A 25,331-nucleotide genomic window follows, 5' to 3' on the forward strand; every position below is an offset into this window, starting at 1 on the left:
CAGATGGATCTGAGGTTCCGAGACGCAGAGCCGTCCGACGAGGAGCGCGCGGCGGTCGACGCCCTGCTCGGGCCGCCCGCGTCGGCGTGGGACGGCGGCGGGAGGACCGAGGCCGACCTGCGGGTGGCCGCCCGCGCCGAGTCGCAGCGCGACATGCTGCTGCCCGCGCTGCACGCGGTCAACGACCGGGTCGGGTGGATCAGCGAGGGCGCGCTCGACTACATCTGCCGCCGCCTGACCGTGCCGCCCGCCGAGGCGTACGGGGTGGCGACGTTCTACTCGCTGTTCTCCATGGAGCCGCGGCCGAAGCGGGTGCTGCACGTCTGCACCGACCTGGCCTGCCAGGCCAAGGGCGGCGAGGACGTACGCAGGCGGGTGGAGGAGCGGCTCGGCCCGCCCGGCACGTCGTGGCACGAGAGCCCCTGCCTGGGCCTGTGCGAGCGGGCCCCCGCCGCGCTCGCCCTGGAGGCGGGCACGCCTCCCAAGGCCCAGGTGTACGCGCCCGCGAACGCCTCCCTGACCCTGGACTCCCCCACCCCCAACGGCACCACCCCCAGCCTCGACGTCGCCGGTGACGCCCCGGTGGCGGCGGCCGTGCCGCAGGCCGGGCAGGACGGGCTGACCCTGCTCAGGAGGGTCGGCACGACCGATCCGGCGAGCCTGGACGACTACCGGGCGGCCGGCGGCTACAGCGCGCTCAGGAGGGCGTTCGAGCTGGGGCCCGCCGGGGTCATCCGGGAGGTCCTGGAGTCGGGGCTGGTCGGCAGGGGCGGCGCCGCTTTCCCGACCGGCCGCAAGTGGGACGCCACCGCGCGCCAGCCCGACCACCCGCACTACCTGGTCTGCAACGCCGACGAGAGCGAGCCGGGCACGTTCAAGGACCGCGTGATCATGGAGGGCGACCCGTACGCGCTGGTGGAGGCGATGACGATCGCCGCCTACGCCACCGGCTGCGCCAAGGGATACCTCTACATCAGGGGCGAATACCCCAGGGCGACCGCGCGGCTCCAGCACGCCATCGCGACCGCCCGCGCGCGGGGCCTGCTCGGCGACGACATCCTCGGCAAGGGACTGTCGTTCGACATCGAGCTGCGCAGGGGCGCGGGCGCGTACATCTGCGGCGAGGAGACCGCGATCTTCAACTCCATCGAGGGGCAGCGGGGCGAGCCGCGCAGCAAGCCGCCGTTCCCCGTGGAGAAGGGGCTGTTCGGCAAGCCGACCGTGGTCAACAACGTCGAGACGCTGGTCAACGTGCTGCCGATCCTGGAGCGCGGAGCCCGGGCGTACACGGCGGCCGAGCCCAAGCTGTTCTGCGTCTCGGGCGCGGTCGAGCGGCCCGGCGTGTACGAGCTCACGTTCGGGACGACGTTGCGCGAGCTCCTGGACATGACCGGCACCACCGGCACGACGAAGGCGGTGCTGCTCGGCGGCGCGGCCGGCGCGTTCGTCACCGACCTGGACATCCCGCTCACCTTCGAGGGCACCAGGAACGCGGGGGCGACGCTCGGCTCCGGCGTGGTGCTCGTCATCGACGACACCGTGGACATGAAACGGCTGCTGCTGCGCATCGCGGAGTTCTTCCGCGACGAGTCCTGCGGCCAGTGCGTGCCCTGCCGGGTCGGCACCGTACGGCAGGAGGAGGCCCTGCACCGGCTGTCACGCCGGGTCTCCCCGAGCCTCCCGCGCCGGGACGACGACCCCGATCTCGTGCTGCTGCGCGAGGTCGGCCAGACCATGCGGGACGCCTCGATCTGCGGCCTCGGACAGACCGCCTGGAACGCCGTCGAATCGGCCATCGACCGTCTGGGAGTGTTCAAATGATCCCGCTCCAGCCGCCCCGGCGGCTCATCGACGTCCAGATCGACGGCGAGGACGTACGGGTGCCGGAGGGCTCGACGATCCTCGACGCCTGCCACGCGGCGGGCAAGGACATCCCCACCCTCTGTTACGGCGACACGCTGACCCCGAAGAACGCCTGCCGCGTCTGCGTCGTCGAGGTGGAGGGCGCCAGGACGCTGGCGCCCGCCTGCTCCCGCAAGGCCGAGGCCGGCATGAAGGTCGGCACCGACACCGAACGGGCCCGGCAGAGCCGCAAGGTGGTGCTGGAGCTGCTCGGCTCCTCCGTGGACCTGTCGACCACCCCTCGCGCCGCCGAGTGGGCCGAGGAGTACGGCGCCGACCCCACGCGGTTCGGCGACGACGCGGCCACGGTCGAGCAGCCCGCCAAGGTGGACAACGACCTCTACGTGCGCGACTACAGCAAGTGCATCCTGTGCTACAAGTGCGTGGACGCCTGCGGCGACCAGTGGCAGAACACCTTCGCCATCGCCGTCGCGGGCCGGGGGTTCGACGCGACGATCTCCACGGAGTTCGAGGCGCCGCTCACCGACTCGGCCTGCGTCTACTGCGGCAACTGCGTGGAGGTGTGCCCGACGGGCGCGCTGTCGTTCAAGACCGAGTTCGACATGCGGGCCGAGGGCACCTGGGACGAGTCGCGGCAGAGCGAGACCACGACGGTCTGCAGCTACTGCGGGGTCGGCTGCAACCTGACCCTGCACGTGCAGGACAACAAGATCGTCAAGGTGAGCTCGCCGCACGACAACCCGGTGACCAAGGGCAACCTCTGCGTCAAGGGCCGCTTCGGGTACGGCTATGTCTAGGGCGCTCATCCGGGCCGAGGGGAGCGCTCGTGCCTAGGGCGCTCATCCGGACTGAGGGGAACGCTCGTGTCTAGGGTCGCGGTGAAACGGCGGATCCTGCGGGTCAAGGACACCGCCCGCATCCCCAAGATCGACTCGCTGGCCGCCGAGGAGCCGCTGGAGATCCGCCTCGACGGGACGCCGCTGACGGTCACCATGCGCACGCCCGGCGACGACTTCGACCTGGCCGCCGGGTTCCTGGTCAGCGAGGGGGCCGTGGGCGCGGCGGACGACATCGCCACGATCCGCTACTGCGCGGGCGCGACGGTGGACGGCGGGAACACGTACAACGTGCTCGACGTGCGGCTGGCGCCCGGCGTGGCGGCACCTGCGCCGCGCAACTTCTACACCACCTCCTCCTGCGGCGTCTGCGGCAAGGCGTCGCTGGAGGCGGTACGCACGGTGGCTCGCTGGAGCGCCGGAGACGACCCGGTCGAGCTGGCGCAGCCGACCGTCGCCGCCCTGCCGGACCGGCTGCGCGCGGCCCAGCGGGTGTTCGACCGGACCGGGGGCCTGCACGCGGCCGGCCTGTTCACGTCCGACGGCGAGCCGCTGTGCGTGCGCGAGGACGTGGGCCGGCACAACGCGGTGGACAAGCTGCTCGGCTGGGCCCTGCGCAACGACCGGCTCCCTTTGCGCGGGACCGTCCTGATGGTGTCGGGCCGGGCCTCGTTCGAGCTGGTGCAGAAAGCGGTCATGGGGGGCATCCCGGTGCTCGCCGCTGTCTCGGCGCCGTCGTCGCTCGCGGTCGAACTGGCCGCTGAGGAGGGGCTGACGCTCATCGGGTTCCTGCGCGGGGACTCGATGAACGTCTATACGGGCGAGCGCCGCCTGAGCATCACCCCGAGCGCCGGCTATGGCTCGGCCGGCGCACACACACCGGGGTGATGGCGGGATGCCGCACGGCGCCCTGGCCCCCAGCCGCCGTCCGGCATCCCCTCCCTGCTTATGGCCTCCGCTTCGCGGAGGCGGGCTCGGTCGCTCCGAGCCGTCGCCTTCCCTCGTCACTCCGGTCGCTACGCTCCCTGCGCTCCTCAGTCCAGGCAACGGCGCTCCCTCACGCGCTTATGGCCTCCGCTTCGCGGAGGCGGGCTCGGTCGCTGCGAGCCGTCGCCTTCCCTCGTCACTCCGGTCGCTACGCTCCCTGCGCTCCTCAGTCCAGGCAACGGCGCTCCCTCGCCAGAGGATTTTGACAACCATTTTCATTTTGGCGCATACTGACTCACATGATGTCAGGATTTTCCCGGTCGTACGCCGTCGGATTGCTGGCCGGGGCCACCCTCCTCACCACCGCCGCCTGCGGATCCGGCTCCGCCGAGACCGCCGCAGGGGGCAGGCCGGAGGTGGTCGCCGCGTTCTATCCGCTCCAATGGCTGACCGAGCAGGTGGGAGGGTCCGACGCGCACGTGACCGTCCTGACCGCCCCCGGCGTCGAGCCGCACGACCTCGAGCTGAGCATCCAGCAGGTGACCGAGATCCGGAAGGCGGCGCTCACGGTCTACATCAAGGGCGTGCAGCCCGCCGTGGACGACGCGGTCGACGCCGACAAGAGCTTCGACGCCGCCACGGCCGTCACGACCCTGCCCGCGAGCGGGCACGAGGAGGGCGAGGAGGAGCACGGCCACGAGGTCTCGTACGACCCGCACCTCTGGCTGGACCCCACCCGCCTGGCCACCATCGCCACCAAGCTCGGCGAGCGCCTGGCCGCCGCCGACCCGGCGCACGCGCAGGCGTACAAGGACCGCGCCGCCAAGACGGCGGGCGCGCTTGGAACGCTCGACCAGGAGTTCGCCAAGGGCCTGAGCACGTGCAGGACCAAGTCGCTGGTCACCGCGCACGAGGCGTTCGGCTACCTGGCGGACCGTTACAAACTCAAGCAGGTCGGCATCACGCTCGACCCCGAGACCGAGCCGTCGCCCGCGCGCATCTCCGAGGTGGCCAAGCTGGCCAAGGCCGAGGGCGTGACCACGATCTTCACCGAGTCCCTGGTCAGCCCCAAGGTGGCCGAGGTGCTCGCGAACGAGGTGGGCGCGAAGACCGCCGTGCTCGACCCGCTGGAGAGCCAGCCCTCCGGCGATTACCTGTCGGCCATGCGCGATAACCTCAAAACCCTACAAACAGCACTGGGGTGTACGGCATGAGCGAAACGGCCTTCGCGATGACCGACGGCCGGGTCTCCTTCGACGGCAAGCCCGTCCTCCGGGGGATCGACCTGACCGTCTGCCCGGGGGAGGTCGTCGCCCTCCTGGGGGCCAACGGCTCGGGCAAGTCGACGCTGGTCCGCGCACTGCTCGGCCTCACGCCGCTCACCGGCGGCTCAACGCTGATGTACGGGTCCCCGCCGGGCAGGTTCCGCGAGTGGTGGCGCATCGGCTACGTGCCGCAGCGGCTCCAGGTCGGGGGTGGCGTGCCCGCCACCGTACGCGAGGTCGTGGCCTCGGGCCGGATCGCCAGGCAGAGCCGGCTGCGCAGGACCAGCCCGGCCGACAAGGCCGCCGTGGCCGGCGCGCTGGAGGCCGTCCGGCTGGCCGACCGCGCGAACGACCCCGTCCAGTCGCTGTCCGGCGGCCAGCAGCAGCGGGTGCTCATCGCCCGGGCGCTGGCCGGGGAGCCGGACACGTACGTGATGGACGAGCCGACGGCGGGCGTGGACGCCGACACGCAGCAGTTGCTGGCCGACACGCTGGCCGGGCTGGTGCGCGACGGCAAGACGGTGGTGCTGGTCGCGCACGAGCTGGGGCCGCTGGAGCCGATCATCACGCGCGGCGTGGTGATCCGCGAGGGCCGCGTCGCGCACGACGGCAGGCCGCCGCGCCCGGAGGGCGACTGCGCCCGGCCGGGCCACGAACACCAGCATCCGCACGCGGCCACACCGGCCGCGGGGCCGTTGACCGGCTGGCAGGGGGAGGCGCCGTGAACGGCCGCCGACGGAGGGAACCACGATGATCATGGACCTGCTCCAGGAGCAGCTCTTCCAGCTCGCCCTGGTGGCCGCGCTGCTGGTGGGCCTGTGCGCGCCCGCCGTGGGGACGTTCATCGTGCAGCGCAGGCTGGCGCTGCTGGGTGACGGCATCGGCCACGTGGCGCTGACCGGCGTCGCCCTCGGCTTCCTGACCGGCACCACGCCCGTGCTCACCGCCGTGATCGTCTCCGTCGTCGGGGCGGTGGCCATCGAGCTGGTCAGGGCGCGCGGGCGGACCAGCGGCGACGTGGCACTGGCACTGCTGTTCTACGGCGGGATCGCGGGCGGCGTCATGCTCATGGGCATCGCGCCGGGCGGCAGCAACGCCAAGCTGAACTCCTACCTGTTCGGCGCCATCGCCAGCGTCACGGTCCAGGACATCTGGGTCATCGCCGCGCTGGCCGTGGCGGTGATCGGCGTGGTCGTGGTCTTCGGCAGGGAGCTGTTCGTGCTCTGCCAGGACGAGGAGATGGCCAGGGCGAGCGGCCTGCCGGTCCGCTTCCTCAGCCTGCTCATCGCGGTCACCGCCGCGCTCACCGTCGTGATCGCGATGCGCGTGGTGGGCCTGCTGCTGGTCAGCGCGCTGATGGTGATCCCGGTGGCCACCAGCCAGCAGCTCACCCGGGGTTTCCGCACGACGATGGGGCTGGCCATGCTGTTCGGGGTGCTGGCCTCGGTCGGCGGCCTGCTCGCCTCCACCTACTCGGCCAAGGTGCCTCCCGGCGCGGCGATCGTGCTTCTTGCTCTCGCCGGCTTCGTCCTGGCCCTCGGTGTCGGTAAATTCGTACGCCGAGGCCGTACCCAGGAGTCGACAGTGAGCGAGCGACCGAAGATGCGCGTGGAGGAGGTCGCATGACGACGAGACGCGACGCCGTGCACGACACCCTCCGCAGGAGCGAGGGGTTCCGCAGCGCGCAGGACGTCTATGCCGAGATGCGCCTGCACGGGGCGAAGATCGGCCTGACCACCGTCTACCGCGCCCTGCAGGCGCTGGCCGACGGCGGGCAGGTCGACGTGCTGCGTACGGACGAGGGCGAGTCCGTCTACCGCGCGTGCGCCAGCGACGTCCATCACCACCACCTGGTCTGCCGCCGCTGCGGCCACACGGTGGAGGTGGCCGGTCCCGCGGTCGAGCGGTGGGCCGAGGCGGTGGGCGGCGAGCACGGCTTCACCGAGATCACCCACACGGTCGAGGTCTTCGGCACCTGCGCCGCCTGCTCCAAGGGCTGACCGGCGTCAGCCGGCCTTCGGCACCTGCTGCTCGCGCGGCTCTTTCCGGCGTGTCTCGCCGGGCTGCGGCGAGCGGGTGCGGGAGCCGTACAGGACTCCGAGGACGATCACCGCGCACCCGGCGAGCTGCAGCGCCGACGGCCGCTCGCCCAGCACCACCGAGGACAGCGCGACGGTCGTCATGGGCTGGACGAGCAGCAGCAACGCGGTGAGCGCGGCCGGCTGGCGCGGCAGCGAGAACGTGATCAGCGACCACCCCAGCACCTGCGGCCCCAGCGCGAGCAGCAGCAGCCACCCGTGCGCCGGCCAGCTCGGCATGAGGTCGGCGCCCCCGAAGAGCGGGCTCAGCAGGGCGATGGCCACGGTGGCGACCACCGTGGCGTGCGCCAGCGGCCCCACGGCCCGCGCCGGTCCGGCCTTCATGAGCAGCAGGAACGCCGCGTACGAGATGGACGTGGCGACCCCGGCCAGCACCCCCATGATCGGGTCGCGCCCGTAGGCGGCGCTGTCGAACACCCCGGAGATGAGCACCACCCCCGCGAACACGATCGGCGTCGCGACCATCAACCGGGAGGACGGCCGCTCCCCGAACAGCGCCCAGGCCGCGAACGCCACCAGGAACACCTGCAGATTCCCCAGCACCGTGGCCAGCCCCGCGCCCACGTAGTCGATCGCGTGATGCCAGAACAGCAGGTCGAGCGCGAACACCACGCCCGCCAGCCAGGCCAGCACCACCCCTTTCCACGGCAGCGGCCCCAGCCTGCGCCGCTCCAGCCAGGCCAGCACGATCATGGGCGGCACGGCGTACGCGCAACGGAACAACGCGGACGTGGCAGGCGATACACCTGAGAGCCGAACCAAGGGGGCGGAGGTGGAGATGATCAGTGCACCGACGATCGCGATCAGCACGATACGGCGATGTGCACTCATAGAAACCCCCGTACGGCCATGCAGGAGATACAGTGCGACCACGCTAGAACCCGGCGCGGACAGGAGTCAACATGCCGTTTGGCCATGACATGGTGCATTCTTTGGCCACCGTTGTCGAGCTGGTCAACACCTCGCCCTCCACCGGGGGCGACGAGGGCCTGGCGGGCCTGGCCGAATTGCAGGCGTTCGTGGAGTCCCGCCAGATCAGCGGCGTCACCAAGCTGACGCCCCGCGACCTGGGCCAGGTGCGGATGGTACGAGAGGTGTTCTACCGCGTCTTCATCTCCCCGGACCAGCCCACGGCGGTCCGCACCCTGAACGTCCTGCTCGCCGAGACGCGCATCACGCCCCGGCTGACCGAGCACGACGGCCACCCGCTGCACATGCACTATTTCGCCGCGGACTCCACCCTGGCGGAGCACGTGGCGGCCGACTGCGGCGTCGCCCTGGCCCACCTGCTGGTGGAGGGCGAGGTCGAACGCCTGCGCACCTGCTCGGCCCCGGACTGCGACCGCGTCTTCGTCGACGAGTCCCGCAACCGGTCCCGCGTGTACTGCGACAGCCGCACGTGCGGCAACCGCATGCACGTAGCCGCCTACCGCGCCCGCCGCCGCGCCTAACCCCAGGACAGCCCTCCAGGGGGGAACTCGGCAACCCCGGGGAGAGCCAGGACGCCCGGGGAAGCCGGGACGCTCAGGGGGAACAGCTCGGTCCTCGCACTGAGACGCGCTACGCGCGATGGAGCACTCGGGCAGTGCCCCGTGGGGCAAGCCCCCACACCCCAGGCGGGGACCTGCCGGTCCCCGCATCCCTCGGACGCGACCCCGATTACCGCATCCATGACAAGTGGACCCAGTATCGATACGTGAAAACGATCACGCGAAGACGAAACGCCCCGTCCAGCGATCTTACGCACGACCTCGCACATCATCTGGGATAGTTGGCCGCGTGCGCACCGTTCACATCGGAGCGAAACCGGACCATCTCCTGCGCCTTGCCCGGCAAAAAGACCCCGTGGGCGCCGTCGCAGAGATGATCTGGAATGCTTTGGATGCCGAGGCGAGTCATGTCAGCATCGATCTCGAATTCAACGAGTTGAACGGTGTCGAGGCGGTCAGCATTACCGACGATGGTCACGGCATGCCAAATGCTTCGTGCGTGGGCTTCTTCGGAGGCTTGGGAGGCTCGTGGAAAACCACCGCCAAGTTCTCACCCCATCTGAAGCGCGGGCTGCACGGTCGCAGCGGGCAAGGCAGGCTCCGCGCATTCGCGCTCGGCGAGCAGGTTCGCTGGATCACGGTGGCGGAGGCGCTCGACGGGCGGTCCGAGCGTACGGTCATCAGTGGAGCGGTCGATCGCCCTGCCGATTTCGACATCTCCGATCCTGAGTACGTAACGGAGCCGGTCGGCACCCGGGTCGAGGCATCGGTGCCGGCGGATTTCGTCAGCCGACTCGTTCACGACGACACCGCCCAGCAACTCGCCTCGATATTCGCACCGTTCCTCGCCGCGAACTCAGATGTGCGGATCACCTTTCAGGGGACAGATCTCGACCCGGCCACCGTGTGGACCGACATGGCCGAATACACCGTTCATTGGCCGGCCGCGCCGGAGCTCGCCGAGCCCCTGCTGCGGATCATCGAATGGCCCAAGAACGTCGGCCGGGTGCTGGCCCTCTGCGATGCGAACGGCGTGGTCCTGGACGACGCCTCTCCCGGCATACAGGCGCCTGGCCATCACTTCACCGCTTACCTGCTATGGGACGGATTCGTCGAGCAGCGCGGCAATCTGCCGCTGGTCGAAATGGACGAGACCGCCGGTCTTCTGGAGTCGGCGCGGGAAGCACTACGCAGGCACTTCAAGAGGCGTGATCAGGAGCGCCGGGCCAGGCTGCTCCAAGAGTGGAAAAGCGATGGGGTCTATCCCTACAGCGGCGAGCCCGTCCTGCCCGCACACGCGGTCGAACGCCAGATGTTCGACGAGGTAGCCACAACCATCGCACGTCGGCTACCTGGCGCACCGCAAAGCAAGAAGACCACTTTGCGCCTGCTCAGAGAAATCATCTCCCATGATCCGAGCGGGCTTTATCCAGTCTTGGACGAGTTGTTCCGGCTGGCTCAGTCGGAGCAGGAGGAGCTCAAGCGCATCCTGCAGCGAACCAGCCTCTCTGAGGTGATCAAGGCGACCGGCCAGGTCAGCGACCGCCTCGATTTCCTCGCGGCGCTGAAAAGGCTCGTCTTCGAACCGGAGATCAGCCAGACGGTAAAAGAACGGAGCGAACTCCACAAGATCCTCGAACGAGAAACGTGGATCTTCGGAGACACCTATGCGTTGATGGTCAGTGACCAGAGCCTGGACGCGGTGCTCAAGCGTCACCTTCTGGAACTGGGCCGTGCGCCAAAGGATGGTCAGCTCAACCCGGTACGACGCGAAGATGGCCGGAAAGGCATAGTCGACCTCATGCTTGGGCGGGCACACCGAGGCAGTTCGGGGAGAGAGCATCTCGTGGTGGAGCTCAAAGCACCCAAGGTAAAGATCGGCCAGGTCGAGGTCGCGCAGATCAAGAGTTACGCCAAAGCCGTCGTCGGTGATCCACAGTTCCGCGACGCACGGGTGTCCTGGGATTTCTGGGTCATCTCCACCGAGATGGACGACGTCGTCAGAGAGGACGCGAGCGCGCCCAACCGGCCCCCGGGATGCATCGCGGAGTGGAAGGACGGAGTTCGGATCTGGGCGCGCACCTGGAGCGAGGTCATCGATGACTGCGAGGACCGTCTGCACTTCTACCGGGACCGGCTGAACCATGACCCGGCCACGGAGCACGCCGTGGAGTACCTCCGGAGAGTTCATGGATCGGTCGCCCCCGAAGCCGCCATGAAGTGAATCCGCCGCAAAGCTGCCATCGCCGATGTGACTGATCTGCGCCTGGCTACACGGCCTGCTCATTTGTAGTGCTCATGCGCACGCCGAATGGGTTGTCGATGACGTATCGCCAGCGGCCGTCCCTTCCGCGGTGGGCGACGTCGGTGGCGGTGCCCTCGACGTGGACCTGCTGCCCGTCCCGGTCCACACCGTCGATGGCCCAGTCCACGATCAGCAGGGCCATGTCGCCGGCGGCGTAGACGTGCCGCGGCCGGACCGTGATCGGCAGCCCCAGGGCCAGGAAGCGGGCGTTGGCGGCTTGGGCCTGCGGGCCGGTCAGCGGGGAGCCGGGCTCGGGTACGAAGACCGCTCCGCTCTCGTAGACCTCGGCCACGGCCGCCGGGTCGCCGGTGTTGAAGCGGTAGGCGAACACGGCAGGCACGTCCTCGGGGCGTTCGGCGAGTTGGCGCATCGCAGTTGCACGTCCTTCCGGCAGGTAGAAATCGGGTGGATGCGGAAACGCTAGGAGGCGCCCTCGTGACTCACCAAACGGTTGGCCACCCCGGTCTGCCCGATGATCCTCGGGCCGAGGTCACCGAGCCGGATCCGTCGTGTCCGGTGGAGATCGCGCTCGCGGCGCTGCGTGGGCGGTGGACGACCCTCGTGATCCGCGAGTTGCTGCGGGGTGAGCGCGGGTTCACGGAGCTCCGGCAGGTGCTGCCCGAGTTGTCGGACAAGGTGCTGTCCGATCGGCTGGCGCAGCTCGCCAAGGCCGACGTGCTCGAACGTCGCCGGAGGTCCGGCTGGCCGCCCCGTACGCACTATCGGCTCACCCCGCACGGGCGCCGCCTCGGGCCCGTTCTCCAGGCGCTCTGGGACTGGGGTGTCCAGGTTGAAGGCCGCCATGGGCAGGGGGTCCAGTCGGGTCTGGCCGCCACGGCCGAGAGCGACCACGGGTGAGCGCGGATAGGCGGGGGTGAGGGCGGGTGAGCGCGGACGGGCGCGGGTCAGCGCGGGTGGATGAGCGCGGGTGAGGGCGGGTGGGTGCGGCTTTGTTCGGGCGGCGGGGTTGCTCTACAGTGAGGATCACTCTGATCAGGAGCTCCCCAGAAGCGCGCCGCAGAACGGGAGCCCTGCCTCCCCCGTCGTGGAGGTCCTGGAGGGGCGGCATCGATTCCGCATGCCCCTTCACGGAGGTACCTCATGAACGTCGGTCTTGGCCTGCCCATCAGCGACCCCGCGGCCCTGCTCGACTGGGCCCGGCGCGCTGATGCCGGCCCCTTCACCACCCTCGGTCTCCTCGACCGGCTCGTCTACGACAACCCCGAACCGCTGATCGCCCTCGCCCTCCTCGCCGGGGCCACCACCCGCGTACGCGTGCAGACCGAAGTGCTGCTCGCGCCCCTGCGCGAGCCCGCCCTGCTGGCCAAGCAGGCCGCGACCCTGGATCGGATGTCCGGCGGGCGGCTGGTGCTGGGGCTCGGCGTGGGCGGTCGCGAGGACGATCACCTGGTCGCGGGCACCGACCTCCGTACCCGGGGACGGCGGCTCGACGAGCAGATGGCCGTCATGCGGCGGCTGTGGTCCGGCGAGCCGTACAGTGACGGCGCCGGCATGATCGGGCCGCTCCCCGCCCGGCCGGGCGGGCCCGAGGTGCTGTTCGGCGGCTTCCAGCCGGCCGCGCTGGCGCGGGTCGCGCGCTGGGGCGACGGGTTCCTCGCCGCCGCCGCGCCGTCGTGGGCCGGCGGGCTCATCGACACGGTCCGGCGGTTCTGGCGGGAAGCCGGGCGGTCCGGCGAGCCCCGCATCGTCGCCCAGGTGAACGTGGCGCTCGGCTCCGAGGACGTCGTCACCGAGGCCCGTACGGCGATGGGCGCCTACTACGAGTTCACCGGCATGGCGGACCGGATGGTCGCCGGGATGCTCACCACGCCCGGGCAGATCCGCGAATGCGTCGCGCAGTATGCGGACCTCGGTGTGGAGGAGGTCATGCTCTACTGCTACGGCGACGATCCGGGCCAGGTGGACCGGCTGGCGGACGCGGTCAGCACCCTTTGACCAAGAGAGGTCCTACAGCAGGGCCAGCATCCGGTCCGCCTGCGCGGGCCGGATCTCCCGGCGGCAGCGCAGCAGCCAGAACAGCGCGAGCAGCCGCCGGCACTCCGTGAGCCTGGCCGCCTCCTCGGCGGTCAGCTCGAACCGGTCGAGCACGGCGGTCAACCCGGCCGGATCGTTCTCCCAGACCGAGATGTGCTCGGTGACCTCGGCCAGCTCGAACGCGCGGTCGCTGAGCCCGGAGTACTCGAAGTCGATGACCCGGACCCTGGTGCCGTCCCACAGGTAGTTGGCCAGGTTCCCGTCGCCGGTGCCGAACACCGGGGTGCCCGGCTGCGCGAACATCGCCTCCAGGCCCGGCCCGGACACCCAGTCCGTGGCCGCGCGGAGGGCTTCGGCGGTCGCGGGTTCGGGCGTGGCCGCCGCCGCCCAGTCGCGTACCTTCCGCAGGAGGTAGACCGGGTGCCCGGCGCGCGCCGGCACCCGGTCGAGCACCCGGGACGGGATCGAGCGCTGGACGCCGGTGATGGCCTCGGCCAGGGCATCGACGAGTTTCCCCGCGATCTCCCCGCTCACCGTCGTGCCGTCCAGGCGGGACATCACCACGGTCGGCGGGTCGGCCTCCAGCTCGGCGGTCACCGGCGCCGGGGCCAGGCCGGGATCGTGTTCGCCCAGCAGCTCCAGGGCACGCCATTCGCGTTCGGGCTCACTGTAGTCCGACGACCGGTATCGCTTGATCACCACGTCGGACCGCACCTCGATGGAATGGCCGCCCATCCGCCCTCCGATCTTGTCGAATGGGACGACATGCTAGACCAGTCACCCGAAGTCGCGGCGGCGCAGAGCCACGAGGGCGCCGCCGACGAGCATCGCCGTGAGGGCCGTCAGCGCGAGGGCGGGGCGGACGTCGAGGGAAGTTCCGACCATCGGGTTGGGGATGTAGTGGAACGGCTCCAGCGGCGTCCCCTGCCACAACCCGTACAGGGGGCTGATGATCTTGCCGAGCCCGGCGGTCAGGAGCCAGACGATCCAGGAGATCGCCACGCTCGCCCTCGGCACCAGCCCGTACGCGAGCACGCAGACCGCCCCCACGCACCAGGCCGCCGGCACGGCGCTCAGCGCCCCCGCCAGGAAGCGGGGCAGGTCGCGGGCGAGATCGCCGACGAGCAGCGAGTACAGCGTGCCGAACACGAGCCCGGCGACGGCCATCAGCGCCGCCGTGCCGAGCCCGGTCACGACCAGGTGGCCGGCCGCCCAGCGCAGGCGGGTCATCGGGGTGGACTGTACGGTCTCCGCGCGGCCCGAGGTCTCCTCCGAACGCAGCCGCAACGTCATGAGCACCGGGTAGAGCGCGACGGCGTACGCGATGATGAGGATCAGGTACCACGAGTACGCGCCCAGCGCGGTGCCCGTGTCGGACACGCCGAGGAGGCTCGTGATGCTCCGCACCACGAGGCTCGGCCGCGAGAGCAGGTCCTGGGCGAGCGGGCTGAGCCCGGCTCCGGCCATGGCGAAGCACGCGACCCCGGCCGCCCACTTGGCCAGCAGCGCGCGGTGCAGCCGCCAGGCCAGGCTGATCGGGCCGCGCAGCTCCGGCGCCGACTCCCGGCCCAGGCGCTCGGGCAGCAGGCCCTCGCCGAGGTCGCGGCGGCCGATCAGCCGGTACGCGACCGCGTACAGGACCGCGCTGACCAGCACCGACACGCCGAGCAGCCACCACCGCTCGTCCTGGTACGCCCGCACCAGATGGCTCCAGCCGATCGGCGACAGCGCCTTCAGCCAGTACTGTCCGGTCGCGTCACCGGCGTAACGCATCACGTAGGCGGCGCCGAGTGCGGCCAGGCTGATCGCGGTGGCCGTGCGGGCGCTGCGCGCGAGCTGCGCGGCCACCGCCGCGACGGCGCCGAACACCCAGCCCGCGACCGTGATCGCGGCCCCGTAGGCGACGGTCCCGACGGGCTCGAACCCGAGCCCGACGAGCACGGCCCCGGTCAGCACCCCGCCGGCCAGGCTGATCCCGCCGGCGACCAGCAGGGCGGCGGTCAGCGGCGCGTGGCGGCTCACCATGCCGGAGCGGACCAGCTCGGCCCTCCCCTCGTCCTCCTCCCTGCGCGTGTGGCGGACGACCGACATGAGGGCCGCGAGCGCGCTCGCCACGTAGAGGAACCCGCCGCTGCGCCACGTCGCGATCACCTCCAGCCGCGGCTCGATGAGGCCGCCGCCGAGTGCCCGCAGGAAGACGTTCCTGGCAGCGAGTTCGACGTAGGTGAGCTTCAGCTCGTACGTGCCCATGGCCCGGTTGACGTAGGACACCAGCGCCAGGGCCAGGGCCACGATCAGGAGGATCCACCAGGGCGCGATGCCCCGCTCGCGGCGCAGCGCCAGGCGGACGAGGTGGCCGGTGCCTGCCAGGGCGCCGGCCCGGCCTTGTCGTGCGTCAGCCATTCGGCATCAGCTCCTACTCACGAGTACAGCCAACTGTTCCGATGAACAGCAGGCTATACCCGCGTATAGGCGACAGCCAGCCCTGGGCCCCGATCCAGAGGTTGGGGCCGGTCAGACCGGGTTGGGGAGCGCCCCGCCGTAGCGCCTGTCGCGCTTGGCGAAGACCTCGCAGGCCTCCCACAGATCCCTGCGGTCGAAGTCGGGCCACAGCCGGTCGAGGAAGACCATCTCGGCGTAGGCCGACTGCCACAGCAGGAAGTTCGAGAAGCGCTGCTCCCCCGACGACCGCACGAACAGATCCACCGCGGGGATCTCCGGCTCGTCCAGGTAACGCGCGAACACCTTCTCGTTGACCTTGGACGGCTTGACCCGCCCGGCCGCGATGTCCTCGGCCAGCCTGACCGCCGCCTCGACGATCTCGGCCTGCCCGCCGTAGTTGACGCAGAACTGCAACGTCAGCTTGCTGTTGCCGACCGTCATCTCCTCGGCCGCCTGCAGCTCCGAGATGACGCTCTTCCACAGCCGCCCCGGCTTGCCCGCCCACCGGACGCGCACGCCCATGGCGTTGAGCTCGTCGCGCCGCCGCCGGATCACGTCGCGGTTGAACCCCATGAGGAAGCGGACCTCGTCGGGCGAGCGCCGCCAGTTCTCCGTGGAGAACGCGAACGCGCTCAGATAGGGGATGCCCAGCTCGAGCGCCCCCTCGATGACGTCGAACAGCGAGGACTCCCCCGCTTTGTGCCCCTCGATGCGGGGCAGGCCACGGGACTTGGCCCAGCGGCCGTTGCCGTCCATGATGATCGCGACGTGCTTGGGCACCAGGTCGCGCGGGATCGGCGGGGGCGTCGCGCCCGACGGATGCGGGGTCGGAGGTCGTACGTTCACACAGGCTCCCTTTCGACGTGTCGGAGAGAGCGTATTCCGTGTTCGAGGTGCCATTGCAGATATGCGGCAACGAGCCCGCTGCACTCACTCCGGTGGCGCGACTCCGAGGCGTCGGCGGTGGCCCAGTCGCCACGCAGCAGCGCCGTCATGAGCCCGATCGTCTCCCCGGCGGGCACGGCCGAGCCGGCCGGCCGGCACGCCCCGCACACCACACCCCCTGCGACGATGGCGAACGCCCTGATCGCCGGTGCCTGGCACTTGGCGCACGCGTCGAGCGCGGGAGCGTAGCCGGCCACCGCCAGCGAGCGCAGGAAGTACGCGTCCAGGACCAGCCGGGCCTCGTGGGCGCGTTCGGCCAGCGTGCGCAGCCCGCCCACCAGCAGCAGGAACTGCCGCAGCGCCGGCTCCTTCTCCCCGTGCGTCAGCCGGTCGGCGGTCTCCAGCATCGCGCTGCCCGCGGTGTAGCGGGGGTAGTCGGCCGCCAGCGCCTCGCCGTAGGGTCTGATCGTCTCCGCCTGCGTGACGACGTCGAGCGTACGGCCGACGTGGAGCTGCAGGTCGACATGCGTGAACGGCTCCAGCCTGGCGCCGAAGCGGGACTTCGTGCGGCGCACGCCCCTCGCCACGGCCCTGATCTTGCCGGTGCGCTTCGCCAGGATGGTGACGATGCGGTCGGCCTCACCGAGCTTCTGTGTGCGTAGAACTACGCCTTCGTCACGGTAGAGACTCACTCGGACATCTTACGGCCGCACCGAAGCGACGTTACGGGCATGCTCTGGTGACGCGACTTTACGTCACCCTCACTAGACTTTGACGTCTGTCCCCGGATTACCCGTTGTTCAACCCCCCGCTACCGCCTCGAAAGGGAGTCATGACCCGCGTGGTCCTGCTGGGCGCCTCGCCCGGCCCCGACACCTCTCCGACCGGCCTGAGGCTGGCCGCGCTGCCCGGCACGCCCACCGTGGCCGAGCGCCTGCGCAGCCAGCTCACTTCCCTGGATCCGCGGCTCGCCACGATCGAGTCAGGCGACGTGGCCGCCGCCCTGCGCGCGCTGGCCGACGTCGCGGAGACCGCGACGGAGAACCTCTTCATCATCCCGGAAAACTCTGTCATCCACGACGAGCTGATCTACCAGATCACCAAGGCCAAGCGCGGCGCGCTGGCGCTCGTCGCCAAAGAGCCCCGGCCGGAGGTGACTGAGGAGGAGCCGCAGGAGGACATCGTCCCGATCGACGAGGCAGAGCCCGAGATCGGCCTCGGCCGCCTCGAAGGGCTGCCCATCCGCTCGCGCGTCGGCAAGTCGCGCGTGGTCTCGGTGGGCACCGCGCGCCACGCCGTGACCAGGCCCAACGCCATCCTGCTCGGCCCGCTGCACCTGAGCGCGCGCAACGCGCCGATGCTGGCGCAGACCTGCCGCGAGCTGGCCGAGATGGCCGACACGTTCGGCGAGGACGACGACCTGCTGCAGCTGATCGTGTTCGGCCTGGTGCGCAACGGCGTGTCGGTCGGCATCAGGGGCCGGCGCGACCTGTTCTACCGCCGGGTCACGACCCAGGAAGAGGTCAACGAGGCCGGCACCGAGATGGCCGGCATGAACGAGGACCGGGCCAGGCTCAACAACGCGGTCAAGGGCGCCGACGGCTTCTTCACCACGTACTTCGTCTCCACCTACTCCCGCTTCATCGCCCGCTGGGCGGCCCGGCGCGGGCTGACGCCCAACCAGGTGACGCTGATCTCGATCACGCTCGGCGTGGCCGCCGCAGCCTGCTTCGCCACCGGCGACCGGCCGTGGATGGTGCTGGGCGGTGTGCTGATCTACTTCGCGTTCGTGTTCGACTGCGTGGACGGGCAGGTCGCCCGCTACGCGCGTAAGTTCGGCGTGCTGGGGGCCTGGCTGGACGCCACGTTCGACCGGTTCAAGGAGTACGTGGTCTTCGCCGGGCTCGCCGTCGGCTGGGTCGTCTCGGGCAACAGTGACGACATCTGGATCCTGGCGCTGGCCGCGATCGGCCTGCAGTCCGTACGCCACCTGCTCGACTTCTCCTTCGGCGTCTCCAACCGCCGCAAAGCCCCGTCCCCGCTGCCCACGCTGGCACTGGACGCGCCCGACGACCGCGACCTGCGTCAGGCCCTCACGCGCCGCAAGGTCGAGCGCAGCCAGGGTCTGCGAGGCGTGCTCAAGATGTGGACCAAGGCCGGCAAGTTCCGCGCCGTCCACTGGGCCCGCAAGATGATCGTCTTCCCCATCGGCGAGCGGTTCGCGGCCATCGCGATCACCGCCGCCCTCTTCGACGCCCGGATCACTTTCATCACCCTGGTGATCTGGGGCTCCGTCGCCGCCGCCTACACGCTCACCGGACGCCTCATGAGGTCGCTCGTATGATCACCCAACCGCAGGCCATGGCCACCCCCACGCCGGACCCCGACGAGGAACGCCGTCGCATCCAGACCGCCCGCCTGCTCGCCTACCGTGACGACGGCCCGCTCGCCAACGCCCTCGCCGGCAAGCTCGGCAAGGGCCTGCCGCCCGTGCCCGCCACGCTCGTGGCCCTCCTGGCCGTGCTGGCCTTCCTGGTCACCGGCCTGCTCGACCAGGGCGGCCCGATCCTGCTGCTGCCCGTCGCGACGACGCTGCTGCTCGTGCTGCCGACCACGCCGCGCGACCACCTGGGCCGCTTCGACTGGCTCACCCCGCCGCTGCTGCGCGGCGCCGAGTTCCTCGCCGTGATCTCGATCGGCCTGGCCGCCGAAGCGCCCAAGTGGCTGCTGTTCGTGCTCGTCTACGTCGTGGGTTACCACACGTACGACACCGTCTACCGGACCCGGCAGAGCATCTGGCCGCCCGCCTGGGTGTTCCACGCTGGGCTGGGCTGGGAGCTGCGCCTGCTGGTCATCGGCCTGGGCGCCGCGCTCGGCATCCTGACGCCGGTGCTGGCGGTGCTGACGGCGTACCTCTTCGTGCTGTTCGCGGTGGAGAGCGTGACGAGCTGGGTCCGCCTCGACAAGGCCTCCGCCCAGGCGGGCGCCGACGCCGAGCAGGACCTCGAGGCCTCCCCCGAGGATCAGCTCGAACAGGCCACCGGCGAGGCCGACAAGGGCTGAGCCGCAGGCGGGCCGACCTGCCGGCCCCACGCCCCGGGCGCTTCACGCTCGGGGCTTTTCCTTTTCCCTCCTGTACTATCCGGTACACATGGAGGGCACGGTGGAGAAGGATCCGAAGCGCAGGCTGCTCGACACTGTGATCGATTACGTCGCGCGCCACGGGACCTCGGATCTCACGCTGCGCGGCCTGGCGTCCGCGATCGGCACGAGCCACCGCATGCTGATCTACCACTTCGGTTCGCGCGAAGGCCTGTTGACCGAAGTGATCCAGACTGTCGAAGCCCGGGAGCGGAGGGCCCTCGCCGATCTGGTGCGCGAACTCGACGACAAGGCGCCAGAGGAGGCGATCCGCCTTTTCTGGCGGCAACTGACCGACCCCGCGCGGTTGCCGCAGAAGCGGCTGTACTTCGAAATGTACGGGCAGGCGCTGCAGGGGCGGCCCGGCACCACGCATCTGCTGGACGGAGCCATCGAGGCCTGGCTGGAGCCGTTGGCGGAGTGGAGCCGGCGCGCCGGACTGCCTCCGGAGAAAGCGCAGGCGAACGCCCGGCTCGGCCTGGCGGTGGCCCGGGGGCTGGTGCTCGATCTGCTGCACACCGGTGACAGGCGAGCGGTGGAAGCCGCCGTGGAGCACTTCCTCGACCTCGTCATGCGGGACATCCGACCGGAGGCGTGACTCCCCCAGGGCCGGGCGCCGTTCCGGCTGCTCCTGATACCGCCGCTTCTTGACTCTGGCCTTGACTGCGTCGCACGCGTACCATGCGGTACATGTACCACATGGTACACACCTGCGCCCGCACGAAGGCAGAGGAGAAGAATGTTGTTATTCAGTCGCAGGCACGTTCGACGGCGGATTACCGGCGTGATCGCGATGGCTCTCGTGCCATTGATGATCGCGGTCGGCGTGGCCTGGGCCGCCGCCACCGACAACATTTTCCCGACCCGATGGACCGGCGCTTTCTGCCAGCTCGGCGGCGGCCCTCCATGTCTGACCGACAACCGCGAGGTCTACTTCTACATGGACAGCAACGGCGAATACGAACTGGAATCGGAAGACCGGGCGACGGTCAACGCCGCCATCGACGGGGAACTCCGTCCCACGGATCTCGCCTTCCACTACGACTCGTCGCCGGTGTTCGAGGGAAGCGCCGAGACCGACATCATCTATCAGGAGGGCTCGACCGGCCTGCCGGACAGCGCGGCCGGCATGACGTGGTGCAACGCGCTCGGCAGCGGCCCCTCCGAGTGCGACCAGCAGTACATCCGCATCCGGGGCGCCGGAGCGTACATCTACGAGAGAGTGTGCCATGAGACCGGGCACGCCGTCGGCCTGCAGCACGGCGACAATTCCTACCCCACGCTCGACAATCTGGATTCCCGGCTCGGCTGCATGAGGACCCCTTCCTACGGCCATCCCGACCTTGGCAGCAATAACCGGGAGAACATCAATGACAATTATTAGGAGGGCCGTTGTGAGGCGTCGTACGCATATCGCCGCAGGAATCGGGATCGCCGCGGCCCTCGCGGTCGCCGGGTTCACCGTCGCTGATTTCACTGACCGCGCGTCCGCGCAGCGGCGGCCGGTGGAGTTGACCGAGGCGGATGACCGCCTGCCCAGCACCACGGCCACGGACTGGGTGACGTACGCCGACCACGTGGTCGTCGTCAACGCCGCCTCTGAACAGACGATCCCGCCGAACCAGACCGATGTCGAGCGAGGGGAAGGGTTGATAGGACGGAAGGTGAGCCTGGAGGTCAAGAACGTGTTGTGGTCGCGGGAAGGCGCGGCCCAGCCTGCTCCGAAGGAGTGGGAGTACTACGCGACCGGGTGGACCTTCACCAACCGTGACGTGAACAATCCGACCGTGCTGGCCGGGGAGGGGCGGCCGCGTATCGAGCCTGGCCACCAATACATTCTCGCCATCGCCTGGGAAGGCCCGCGCTGTGCCGAGGGCGACGCTCCGGAGCCGGGGCGGTGGATGGGACTCGGCGAAGGCTCGGAGCTGCCCTTCGACGGCGACGTCATCGGCCAGGGCGAGATGGAGGGCCGTACGCAGAGCGTCGCCGAGGCACGCACGGCCGCGGCCGAGGCCGATCCGAACATCGGACTGGAGGAGGAAATGGTGGGCAACAACGCGGACGCGCTCGCCGCCAAGCTGAAGGCGACCCCGCCCGGGGAAAGGCAACAGTTCGGACCGCAAGCGACGGCCAGTTGCGGTTGAGCGTCGCGAAATAGGCGAGGCCGGGGGCGGGGGTAAAAGCTCGCCACCGGCAGCGTGCGGTGATGCCGTCGCGCACTACAGGACACCATTCCGGAAAGTGGCCGTTCAGTCTGGGGGCAGGACACGGATCCGGCCGGAGCCTGGAGACGCGGATGGCGTTCTTGTCGCGGCTGTTCAAGCGGGGCGATCCGCCGGCCGAGCGGTGCCACCGTGTCTGCTTGGAGGGAAGCGATGGCCTGGTCGGCGTCGTCGGACGCATTCGCCCGGGCGCGTTCCGGCTCAGCGGCCCTTTCCCGACAGGAAATAGTTGCCCCGGCCAGGACGCACCGCGGCTCCGTCACGGAACTCAACCGCTATGCTGGGCAGCTCGCACTTCGTCGAGCCGATCGAGGACGCTCTCAGCGAGCTGCTGAAATTCGGTGCGGCATTTATGTACATAGGTTTGTGTGCTGCCAAGAGCGCCATCGGCTGCCCGCAAATCGAACATCGGCTTTCGCGCGTCGTGTGCGAGCGGCATGAGACTCTGGTAATTACGCATGGTCGCGATCTCATAAGACCGGCCCGCTGAAGCTGAGGAATGAGCGAGCACCGCCTCGGCGAAGACCTTGGGTATACGCTCCAGCCATCGGTGATAGGCCTTGACGGGACGATCGAGTCGCATGGTCGGCCGGAAAACCACAGGATGCGGATGGGGGCGTTGGATGTCTCGTAGTTGCGATGCATCACTGCGTTCATGCACACCTCCCGCAGTGCCGCCAGCGGATAGTCAGGCTGGCGGCGCTCCCTGAAGCCCGTTTCCTCCACTACCCGAGTGTGGAGATGCCCCGTGAGCAGCACCTCCAGGCGCTCGGCGAGATCGACGACATTGTGCCGCAATTCCTGCTCGTCGATGATCGCGGCGTCCACGTCGGTGTCGTCGTACCTGACGAACTGCAAATAGGCCCCGGGAACGAAGGCGCTTGGGTCAAAGCCGAGGACCAGCAGGCCCAGCACGGTGGGGGTGAGCGTTCCATCGGTCATCCGCAGGCTGTTGAGTTGCTGTGACTCCGGTCTCCCGTTCTCCTCGATGACCTCCGGCGCGACCACTGACGGCAGATACGTGGAGCGAAAGAGCGCCAGATCGACGTCGCCCACCGTGCTCCCGGGGACAGGCCGACCATCGAAAGGACCGTCAAGTGACCTGCGGCGCTCGGTGAGCACCCGTTCGTCATCGCGGTTGGCCTTGCGCGTCGTCGGTCCAAGGGCATGGACATCCATCGCCGCGACGACGTTCTTGGGCGTGCTGACCTGCTTGGGAGCCACGCATGCGGAGGTGCCGAGCAGGGATTCGGTCGTGGTCGGATCCGATGGTCCCTCCGTCTCGGTGAACTGGAAAACCGGCAGCGACTGGCGCGGCGATCAGGTCGACGTCGCGCTCGGCAGGGCGAGCGCGACCGAGACGAGCACGACGAACCAGATCTCCGCCTTGGCACCCGCTGGGATGCCGGGATAGGCGTCCCCCGGGGACCCTGGGCAATCTGATTACGCTGACACTGAAGTAATCGCCCCTGAGTCGCCGTTCGGACCCTACGATCTGATGGCGTGGCGAAGAAACGGAAGGGCAAAGCAGGGACCTACCGGCGCGGGATGAGCGGGAATCCGGCGCGCCGGGCGGAGCAACTGACTGCTACGTCGCGGTCGGCGGGGCGCGACGTGGACACGCTGCCCAGGTGGTGGCCAGCGTCCCACACCACGATCGTCGAGCAAGCCATGGACCTGGCCCCCACAGGCTCGCCACTGGAGCTCGAAACCCGGGCCGCTGGGATCGTCGGCGCCGAATACTGGGCGCGGTTCCAGTCGGAGAAGGGCGGCTTCCACGGGGATGCATGGCTTGCCGCCCTCGCCGACCTGGCCGGGGACGAGCTGCAGGTCGCGCTGAGGACCGGCGAGGAGTGGCGCGGGCTGTGGCGGTTCCTGCACGGGCTCGCGGTGATGGTCCCGCCCGGAGCCCGGCAGTCACTGATGCGGGACCCGGATGGGGCGGGCCGGGAGGCGATCAGGTCGGCGGCGAACTCGATCACGGCGGCCGGTGCGACGGCGCCCTGGCCAACCGATGTCGCACGGGCGGAGCCGGCGGGCGATCCACTGATGGCGGTTGACGGGTACGGTTCCCGCTTCGCGCTGCTCGCGCCGTTCAGTTGGCGGAAGATCGACCAGCATTGGTACCGCTGGGACGTGGACCGGTGCGGCACGGACACGATCGTCGCAGCCGGGGTGTTCGCGTCATCGGAGGAGGCACTCGCGGAGTGGCGGACGGCCGTCGGCTCGGCGGCGGCAGGAGCTGAGCTGGTCACCTGCGACGGGGCCACGGTCCGAAACCTCCTGTCGCCCTTGGCCCACACCGGCTTCTTCGGGAATCTGCTGACGGGTTTCGAGTCGCGCGAGCTCATCGTCGAGCAGTTCCGGATGCGCCAGCGGGCCATGGCTTTGCTGGCCAAGTTCCCAGACGAGGGCCAGACGCCGCTCGACCTCGACGCTGTCGTCGACGACTTCGCCGCGTGGTTTGCCGCGCGCAAGGGCAGCCGACCGGCCAGGGATGACATCGGCATCCTGGCCGATAGCTGGTCCGGCGTCCTCAGCCCGTTCTCGTACGCGTGCTCGCCTCACCGGATCGAGCACACGGTCGTCCTGGTCAGGGACATGTACCTGAAGGAACACGCCAAGGCGGCCCTGGACCTGCTCCCGGAGTGGGTCGAGTGGTGCATCGAGCGCTCCGGGCTCTCGGGCGAGCTGGCCACCCGCGCCCGCACGGCTGCGCGCGACGACAAGGGTGATGGGATCACCGGCGAAGCGCTTCGCCGCGCGGAGTGACGAGCTCCCCGACCCAACCGTGGGATAGTTCGCCTCCATCCCGGCGCCGAACTCAACCGAGCCGGGTTACCGGGATGAGCGACCGTCTAGAACGACAAGTCTTCAGCCGTTCGCAGCATCCCTTTGCCGCTCATGGAGTTGCCGCTGGCACTCCTCCGCAAGCACCGGGTAGGCCTCTGCGATGGCCGCGTAGATCCGCCGTTGAAGCAGCGACGTCCCCGCTGCCCGGCCGACCTTCCCGAACAGCTCTTCAAGCTCGGCATCATAGCTGGTCAGGCTATGGCGAAGATAGTTGACCACCCAACGGCCCAGCGTTGGGCCGTCCACAGTCTCGAGCCGGGCGGGGGTTGGAATATGGTCAAATCGGTCTCTGGCTCGTTCAGCGTCCCGGCGGTTTCGATGCGCCACCGCTCTTCGCGTCAGAGCATCCCACTCCAGGGCCGGTATCACGATCCGCAGAAGCTCGACGCCGACAAGGGTCTCTCCGCGCCTGCGCTCGGCAGCCGCCTTCGCCGCTTCCGACCGGCGCGCGGCTCTGGCCCGCAGTACGGCGAATGACTCCGACTGCTCGGCCGCTTTCACCCGTTCCCCTTCGTACAGCTTCATCGGCGATGCCGATCGGAAGACGGGATTGGGACGCGTCAGGTCGGGGGGATCCAGCATCTTCCGGACCATCGCCGCACTCCAGCCGCGCTCGCGCAGCTCAGCCAGCGTGAAGTATTCAGACACGGCGCCCCTTCCCGATCGCGACCGGGGCCATCATGGCCCGCATGCCGAGTTGCCCTCGCCTTGAACCGGATTCTGTGGACAGCGTCGGCCATCGGCCGCGACCAGGTCGTTGGGATACCGTCTCCGTGGAAGGGCGAGGTCATCGCGATGGATGCCACCGCATGGAGCTGCGGGACGCGCGGCTGCTGCCCGACCTGACCGGGTACTCGGTGGTCGTGCACGGCTTCCTGCGGGAGAAGACGTCGAGCCCCGACCGCTTCCCGCTGCTCGAAGGCTTCTGGAGAGAGGCCTTCGAGGCCTCCGGCGCGAGCACGGCGGATCTGCTCTAGGAGAGCGCGCTCCCTCCGGGTGCGCAACGTT

General features: G+C 69.8%; 27 protein-coding genes. 19 read left to right on the forward strand and 8 right to left on the reverse strand.

Translation table 11 applies throughout. The annotated features are described in order from the left end of the window. Positions 1 to 3: 3 nt before the first annotated feature. The 7 genes from AB0L65_RS03445 (at position 4) to AB0L65_RS03475 (ending at position 6,891) form a co-directional block, all read left to right on the forward strand. On the forward strand, positions 4 to 1,821 hold the full coding sequence (locus AB0L65_RS03445) for an NAD(P)H-dependent oxidoreductase subunit E (RefSeq protein WP_364239896.1): 1,818 nt from the start codon (positions 4 to 6) through the stop codon (positions 1,819 to 1,821). Beyond that, positions 1,818 to 2,660, forward strand: coding sequence for a 2Fe-2S iron-sulfur cluster-binding protein (locus AB0L65_RS03450; protein ID WP_364239898.1), 843 nt, complete (start codon positions 1,818 to 1,820; stop codon positions 2,658 to 2,660). The genes AB0L65_RS03445 and AB0L65_RS03450 overlap by 4 nt, the downstream gene beginning before the upstream one ends. A gap of 66 nt (positions 2,661 to 2,726) precedes the next feature. Next, a complete protein-coding gene (gene fdhD, locus AB0L65_RS03455) occupies positions 2,727 to 3,587 on the forward strand; it encodes a formate dehydrogenase accessory sulfurtransferase FdhD (protein ID WP_364239900.1) in 861 nt (286 codons plus the stop codon). Between the two features lie 338 nt (positions 3,588 to 3,925). Continuing rightward, entirely contained in the window at positions 3,926 to 4,840 is a 915-nt protein-coding gene (locus tag AB0L65_RS03460; RefSeq protein ID WP_364239902.1) for a metal ABC transporter substrate-binding protein, read from the forward strand. Then, the gene (locus AB0L65_RS03465; RefSeq protein WP_364239903.1) at positions 4,837 to 5,616 is read left to right on the forward strand and encodes a metal ABC transporter ATP-binding protein; all 780 of its coding nucleotides are present in this window, start codon (positions 4,837 to 4,839) and stop codon (positions 5,614 to 5,616) included. Before AB0L65_RS03460 ends, AB0L65_RS03465 begins: the two co-directional genes overlap by 4 nt. 28 nt (positions 5,617 to 5,644) lie before the next feature. Then, positions 5,645 to 6,517: a metal ABC transporter permease gene (locus tag AB0L65_RS03470; RefSeq protein ID WP_350725343.1), complete on the forward strand. Its 873-nt coding sequence runs from the start codon at positions 5,645 to 5,647 to the stop codon at positions 6,515 to 6,517. Beyond that, complete coding sequence (locus AB0L65_RS03475; protein WP_350725059.1) at positions 6,514 to 6,891, forward strand: transcriptional repressor; 378 nt, start codon at positions 6,514 to 6,516, stop codon at positions 6,889 to 6,891. The genes AB0L65_RS03470 and AB0L65_RS03475 overlap by 4 nt, the downstream gene beginning before the upstream one ends. 6 nt (positions 6,892 to 6,897) lie before the next feature. Here AB0L65_RS03475 and AB0L65_RS03480 read toward each other — a convergent pair whose 3' ends face one another. Further along, positions 6,898 to 7,821 carry a DMT family transporter gene (locus tag AB0L65_RS03480; protein WP_364239905.1) on the reverse strand — a complete coding sequence of 308 codons (924 nt, stop codon included), beginning with the start codon at positions 7,819 to 7,821 and terminating at the stop codon, positions 6,898 to 6,900. Positions 7,822 to 7,913: 92 nt separating this feature from the next. On the opposite strand from AB0L65_RS03480, the gene AB0L65_RS03485 reads away from it, so the two are divergent. Both AB0L65_RS03485 and AB0L65_RS03490 read left to right on the forward strand, forming a co-directional pair. After that, the gene (locus AB0L65_RS03485) at positions 7,914 to 8,441 is read left to right on the forward strand and encodes a CGNR zinc finger domain-containing protein (protein ID WP_364240559.1); all 528 of its coding nucleotides are present in this window, start codon (positions 7,914 to 7,916) and stop codon (positions 8,439 to 8,441) included. Between the two features lie 328 nt (positions 8,442 to 8,769). Further along, complete coding sequence (locus AB0L65_RS03490; protein ID WP_364239907.1) at positions 8,770 to 10,704, forward strand: ATP-binding protein; 1,935 nt, start codon at positions 8,770 to 8,772, stop codon at positions 10,702 to 10,704. 46 nt (positions 10,705 to 10,750) lie between these two features. Here AB0L65_RS03490 and AB0L65_RS03495 read toward each other — a convergent pair whose 3' ends face one another. Beyond that, the gene (locus AB0L65_RS03495) at positions 10,751 to 11,155 is read right to left on the reverse strand and encodes a DUF4440 domain-containing protein (RefSeq protein WP_364239909.1); all 405 of its coding nucleotides are present in this window, start codon (positions 11,153 to 11,155) and stop codon (positions 10,751 to 10,753) included. Positions 11,156 to 11,220: 65 nt separating this feature from the next. On the opposite strand from AB0L65_RS03495, the gene AB0L65_RS03500 reads away from it, so the two are divergent. Both AB0L65_RS03500 and AB0L65_RS03505 read left to right on the forward strand, forming a co-directional pair. Next, positions 11,221 to 11,643 carry a helix-turn-helix domain-containing protein gene (locus AB0L65_RS03500; protein ID WP_364239911.1) on the forward strand — a complete coding sequence of 141 codons (423 nt, stop codon included), beginning with the start codon at positions 11,221 to 11,223 and terminating at the stop codon, positions 11,641 to 11,643. Between the two features lie 243 nt (positions 11,644 to 11,886). Beyond that, entirely contained in the window at positions 11,887 to 12,741 is an 855-nt protein-coding gene (locus tag AB0L65_RS03505) for an LLM class flavin-dependent oxidoreductase (RefSeq protein ID WP_364239912.1), read from the forward strand. A gap of 12 nt (positions 12,742 to 12,753) precedes the next feature. On the opposite strand, the gene AB0L65_RS03510 is transcribed toward AB0L65_RS03505, so the two are convergent. The 4 genes from AB0L65_RS03510 to recO all read right to left on the reverse strand — a co-directional run bounded on the left by AB0L65_RS03510 (position 12,754) and on the right by recO (position 16,799). Continuing rightward, complete coding sequence (locus AB0L65_RS03510; protein WP_364239914.1) at positions 12,754 to 13,515, reverse strand: aminoglycoside phosphotransferase family protein; 762 nt, start codon at positions 13,513 to 13,515, stop codon at positions 12,754 to 12,756. A 42-nt stretch (positions 13,516 to 13,557) separates the two neighbouring features. Further along, positions 13,558 to 15,183 carry a polyketide antibiotic transporter gene (locus AB0L65_RS03515; protein ID WP_364239915.1) on the reverse strand — a complete coding sequence of 542 codons (1,626 nt, stop codon included), beginning with the start codon at positions 15,181 to 15,183 and terminating at the stop codon, positions 13,558 to 13,560. Positions 15,184 to 15,294: 111 nt separating this feature from the next. After that, positions 15,295 to 16,068, reverse strand: a complete 774-nt coding sequence (locus AB0L65_RS03520; RefSeq protein WP_350725046.1) for an isoprenyl transferase — start codon at positions 16,066 to 16,068, stop codon at positions 15,295 to 15,297. Beyond that, the gene (recO, locus tag AB0L65_RS03525; RefSeq protein ID WP_364239917.1) at positions 16,065 to 16,799 is read right to left on the reverse strand and encodes a DNA repair protein RecO; all 735 of its coding nucleotides are present in this window, start codon (positions 16,797 to 16,799) and stop codon (positions 16,065 to 16,067) included. Before recO ends, AB0L65_RS03520 begins: the two co-directional genes overlap by 4 nt. Positions 16,800 to 16,939: 140 nt before the next feature. On the opposite strand from recO, the gene AB0L65_RS03530 reads away from it, so the two are divergent. The 5 genes from AB0L65_RS03530 (at position 16,940) to AB0L65_RS03550 (ending at position 21,392) form a co-directional block, all read left to right on the forward strand. Then, on the forward strand, positions 16,940 to 18,451 hold the full coding sequence (locus AB0L65_RS03530; protein WP_364239919.1) for a CDP-alcohol phosphatidyltransferase family protein: 1,512 nt from the start codon (positions 16,940 to 16,942) through the stop codon (positions 18,449 to 18,451). Then, positions 18,448 to 19,170: a DUF5941 domain-containing protein gene (locus tag AB0L65_RS03535; RefSeq protein WP_364239921.1), complete on the forward strand. Its 723-nt coding sequence runs from the start codon at positions 18,448 to 18,450 to the stop codon at positions 19,168 to 19,170. The genes AB0L65_RS03530 and AB0L65_RS03535 overlap by 4 nt, the downstream gene beginning before the upstream one ends. An 88-nt stretch (positions 19,171 to 19,258) precedes the next feature. Further along, entirely contained in the window at positions 19,259 to 19,846 is a 588-nt protein-coding gene (locus AB0L65_RS03540) for a TetR family transcriptional regulator (RefSeq protein WP_364239923.1), read from the forward strand. A 186-nt stretch (positions 19,847 to 20,032) separates the two neighbouring features. Continuing rightward, positions 20,033 to 20,632: a hypothetical protein gene (locus AB0L65_RS03545; protein ID WP_364239925.1), complete on the forward strand. Its 600-nt coding sequence runs from the start codon at positions 20,033 to 20,035 to the stop codon at positions 20,630 to 20,632. A 10-nt stretch (positions 20,633 to 20,642) separates the two neighbouring features. Then, positions 20,643 to 21,392, forward strand: a complete 750-nt coding sequence (locus AB0L65_RS03550) for a hypothetical protein (protein ID WP_364239927.1) — start codon at positions 20,643 to 20,645, stop codon at positions 21,390 to 21,392. Positions 21,393 to 21,671: 279 nt separating this feature from the next. Here the strand turns inward: AB0L65_RS03550 and AB0L65_RS03555 are convergent, their stop codons facing one another. Then, the gene (locus AB0L65_RS03555) at positions 21,672 to 22,694 is read right to left on the reverse strand and encodes a hypothetical protein (protein ID WP_364239928.1); all 1,023 of its coding nucleotides are present in this window, start codon (positions 22,692 to 22,694) and stop codon (positions 21,672 to 21,674) included. Between the two features lie 31 nt (positions 22,695 to 22,725). Here AB0L65_RS03555 and AB0L65_RS03560 point away from each other — a divergent pair, with 31 nt between their 5' ends. Together AB0L65_RS03560 and AB0L65_RS03565 are read left to right on the forward strand one after the other, a co-directional pair. Further along, on the forward strand, positions 22,726 to 22,884 hold the full coding sequence (locus AB0L65_RS03560) for a hypothetical protein (protein WP_364239930.1): 159 nt from the start codon (positions 22,726 to 22,728) through the stop codon (positions 22,882 to 22,884). Between the two features lie 89 nt (positions 22,885 to 22,973). Continuing rightward, a complete protein-coding gene (locus AB0L65_RS03565; protein ID WP_364239932.1) occupies positions 22,974 to 24,242 on the forward strand; it encodes a hypothetical protein in 1,269 nt (422 codons plus the stop codon). 102 nt (positions 24,243 to 24,344) lie between these two features. On the opposite strand, the gene AB0L65_RS03570 is transcribed toward AB0L65_RS03565, so the two are convergent. Next, positions 24,345 to 24,971, reverse strand: a complete 627-nt coding sequence (locus tag AB0L65_RS03570; protein ID WP_364239933.1) for a hypothetical protein — start codon at positions 24,969 to 24,971, stop codon at positions 24,345 to 24,347. Positions 24,972 to 25,132: 161 nt separating this feature from the next. Here AB0L65_RS03570 and AB0L65_RS03575 point away from each other — a divergent pair, with 161 nt between their 5' ends. Then, entirely contained in the window at positions 25,133 to 25,300 is a 168-nt protein-coding gene (locus AB0L65_RS03575) for a hypothetical protein (protein ID WP_364239934.1), read from the forward strand. Positions 25,301 to 25,331 lie beyond the last annotated feature (31 nt).

It is taken from the genome of Nonomuraea sp. NPDC052116, from assembly GCF_040680035.1.
In the GTDB taxonomy this organism is placed as follows: Bacteria; Actinomycetota; Actinomycetes; order Streptosporangiales; family Streptosporangiaceae; genus Nonomuraea; species Nonomuraea angiospora_A.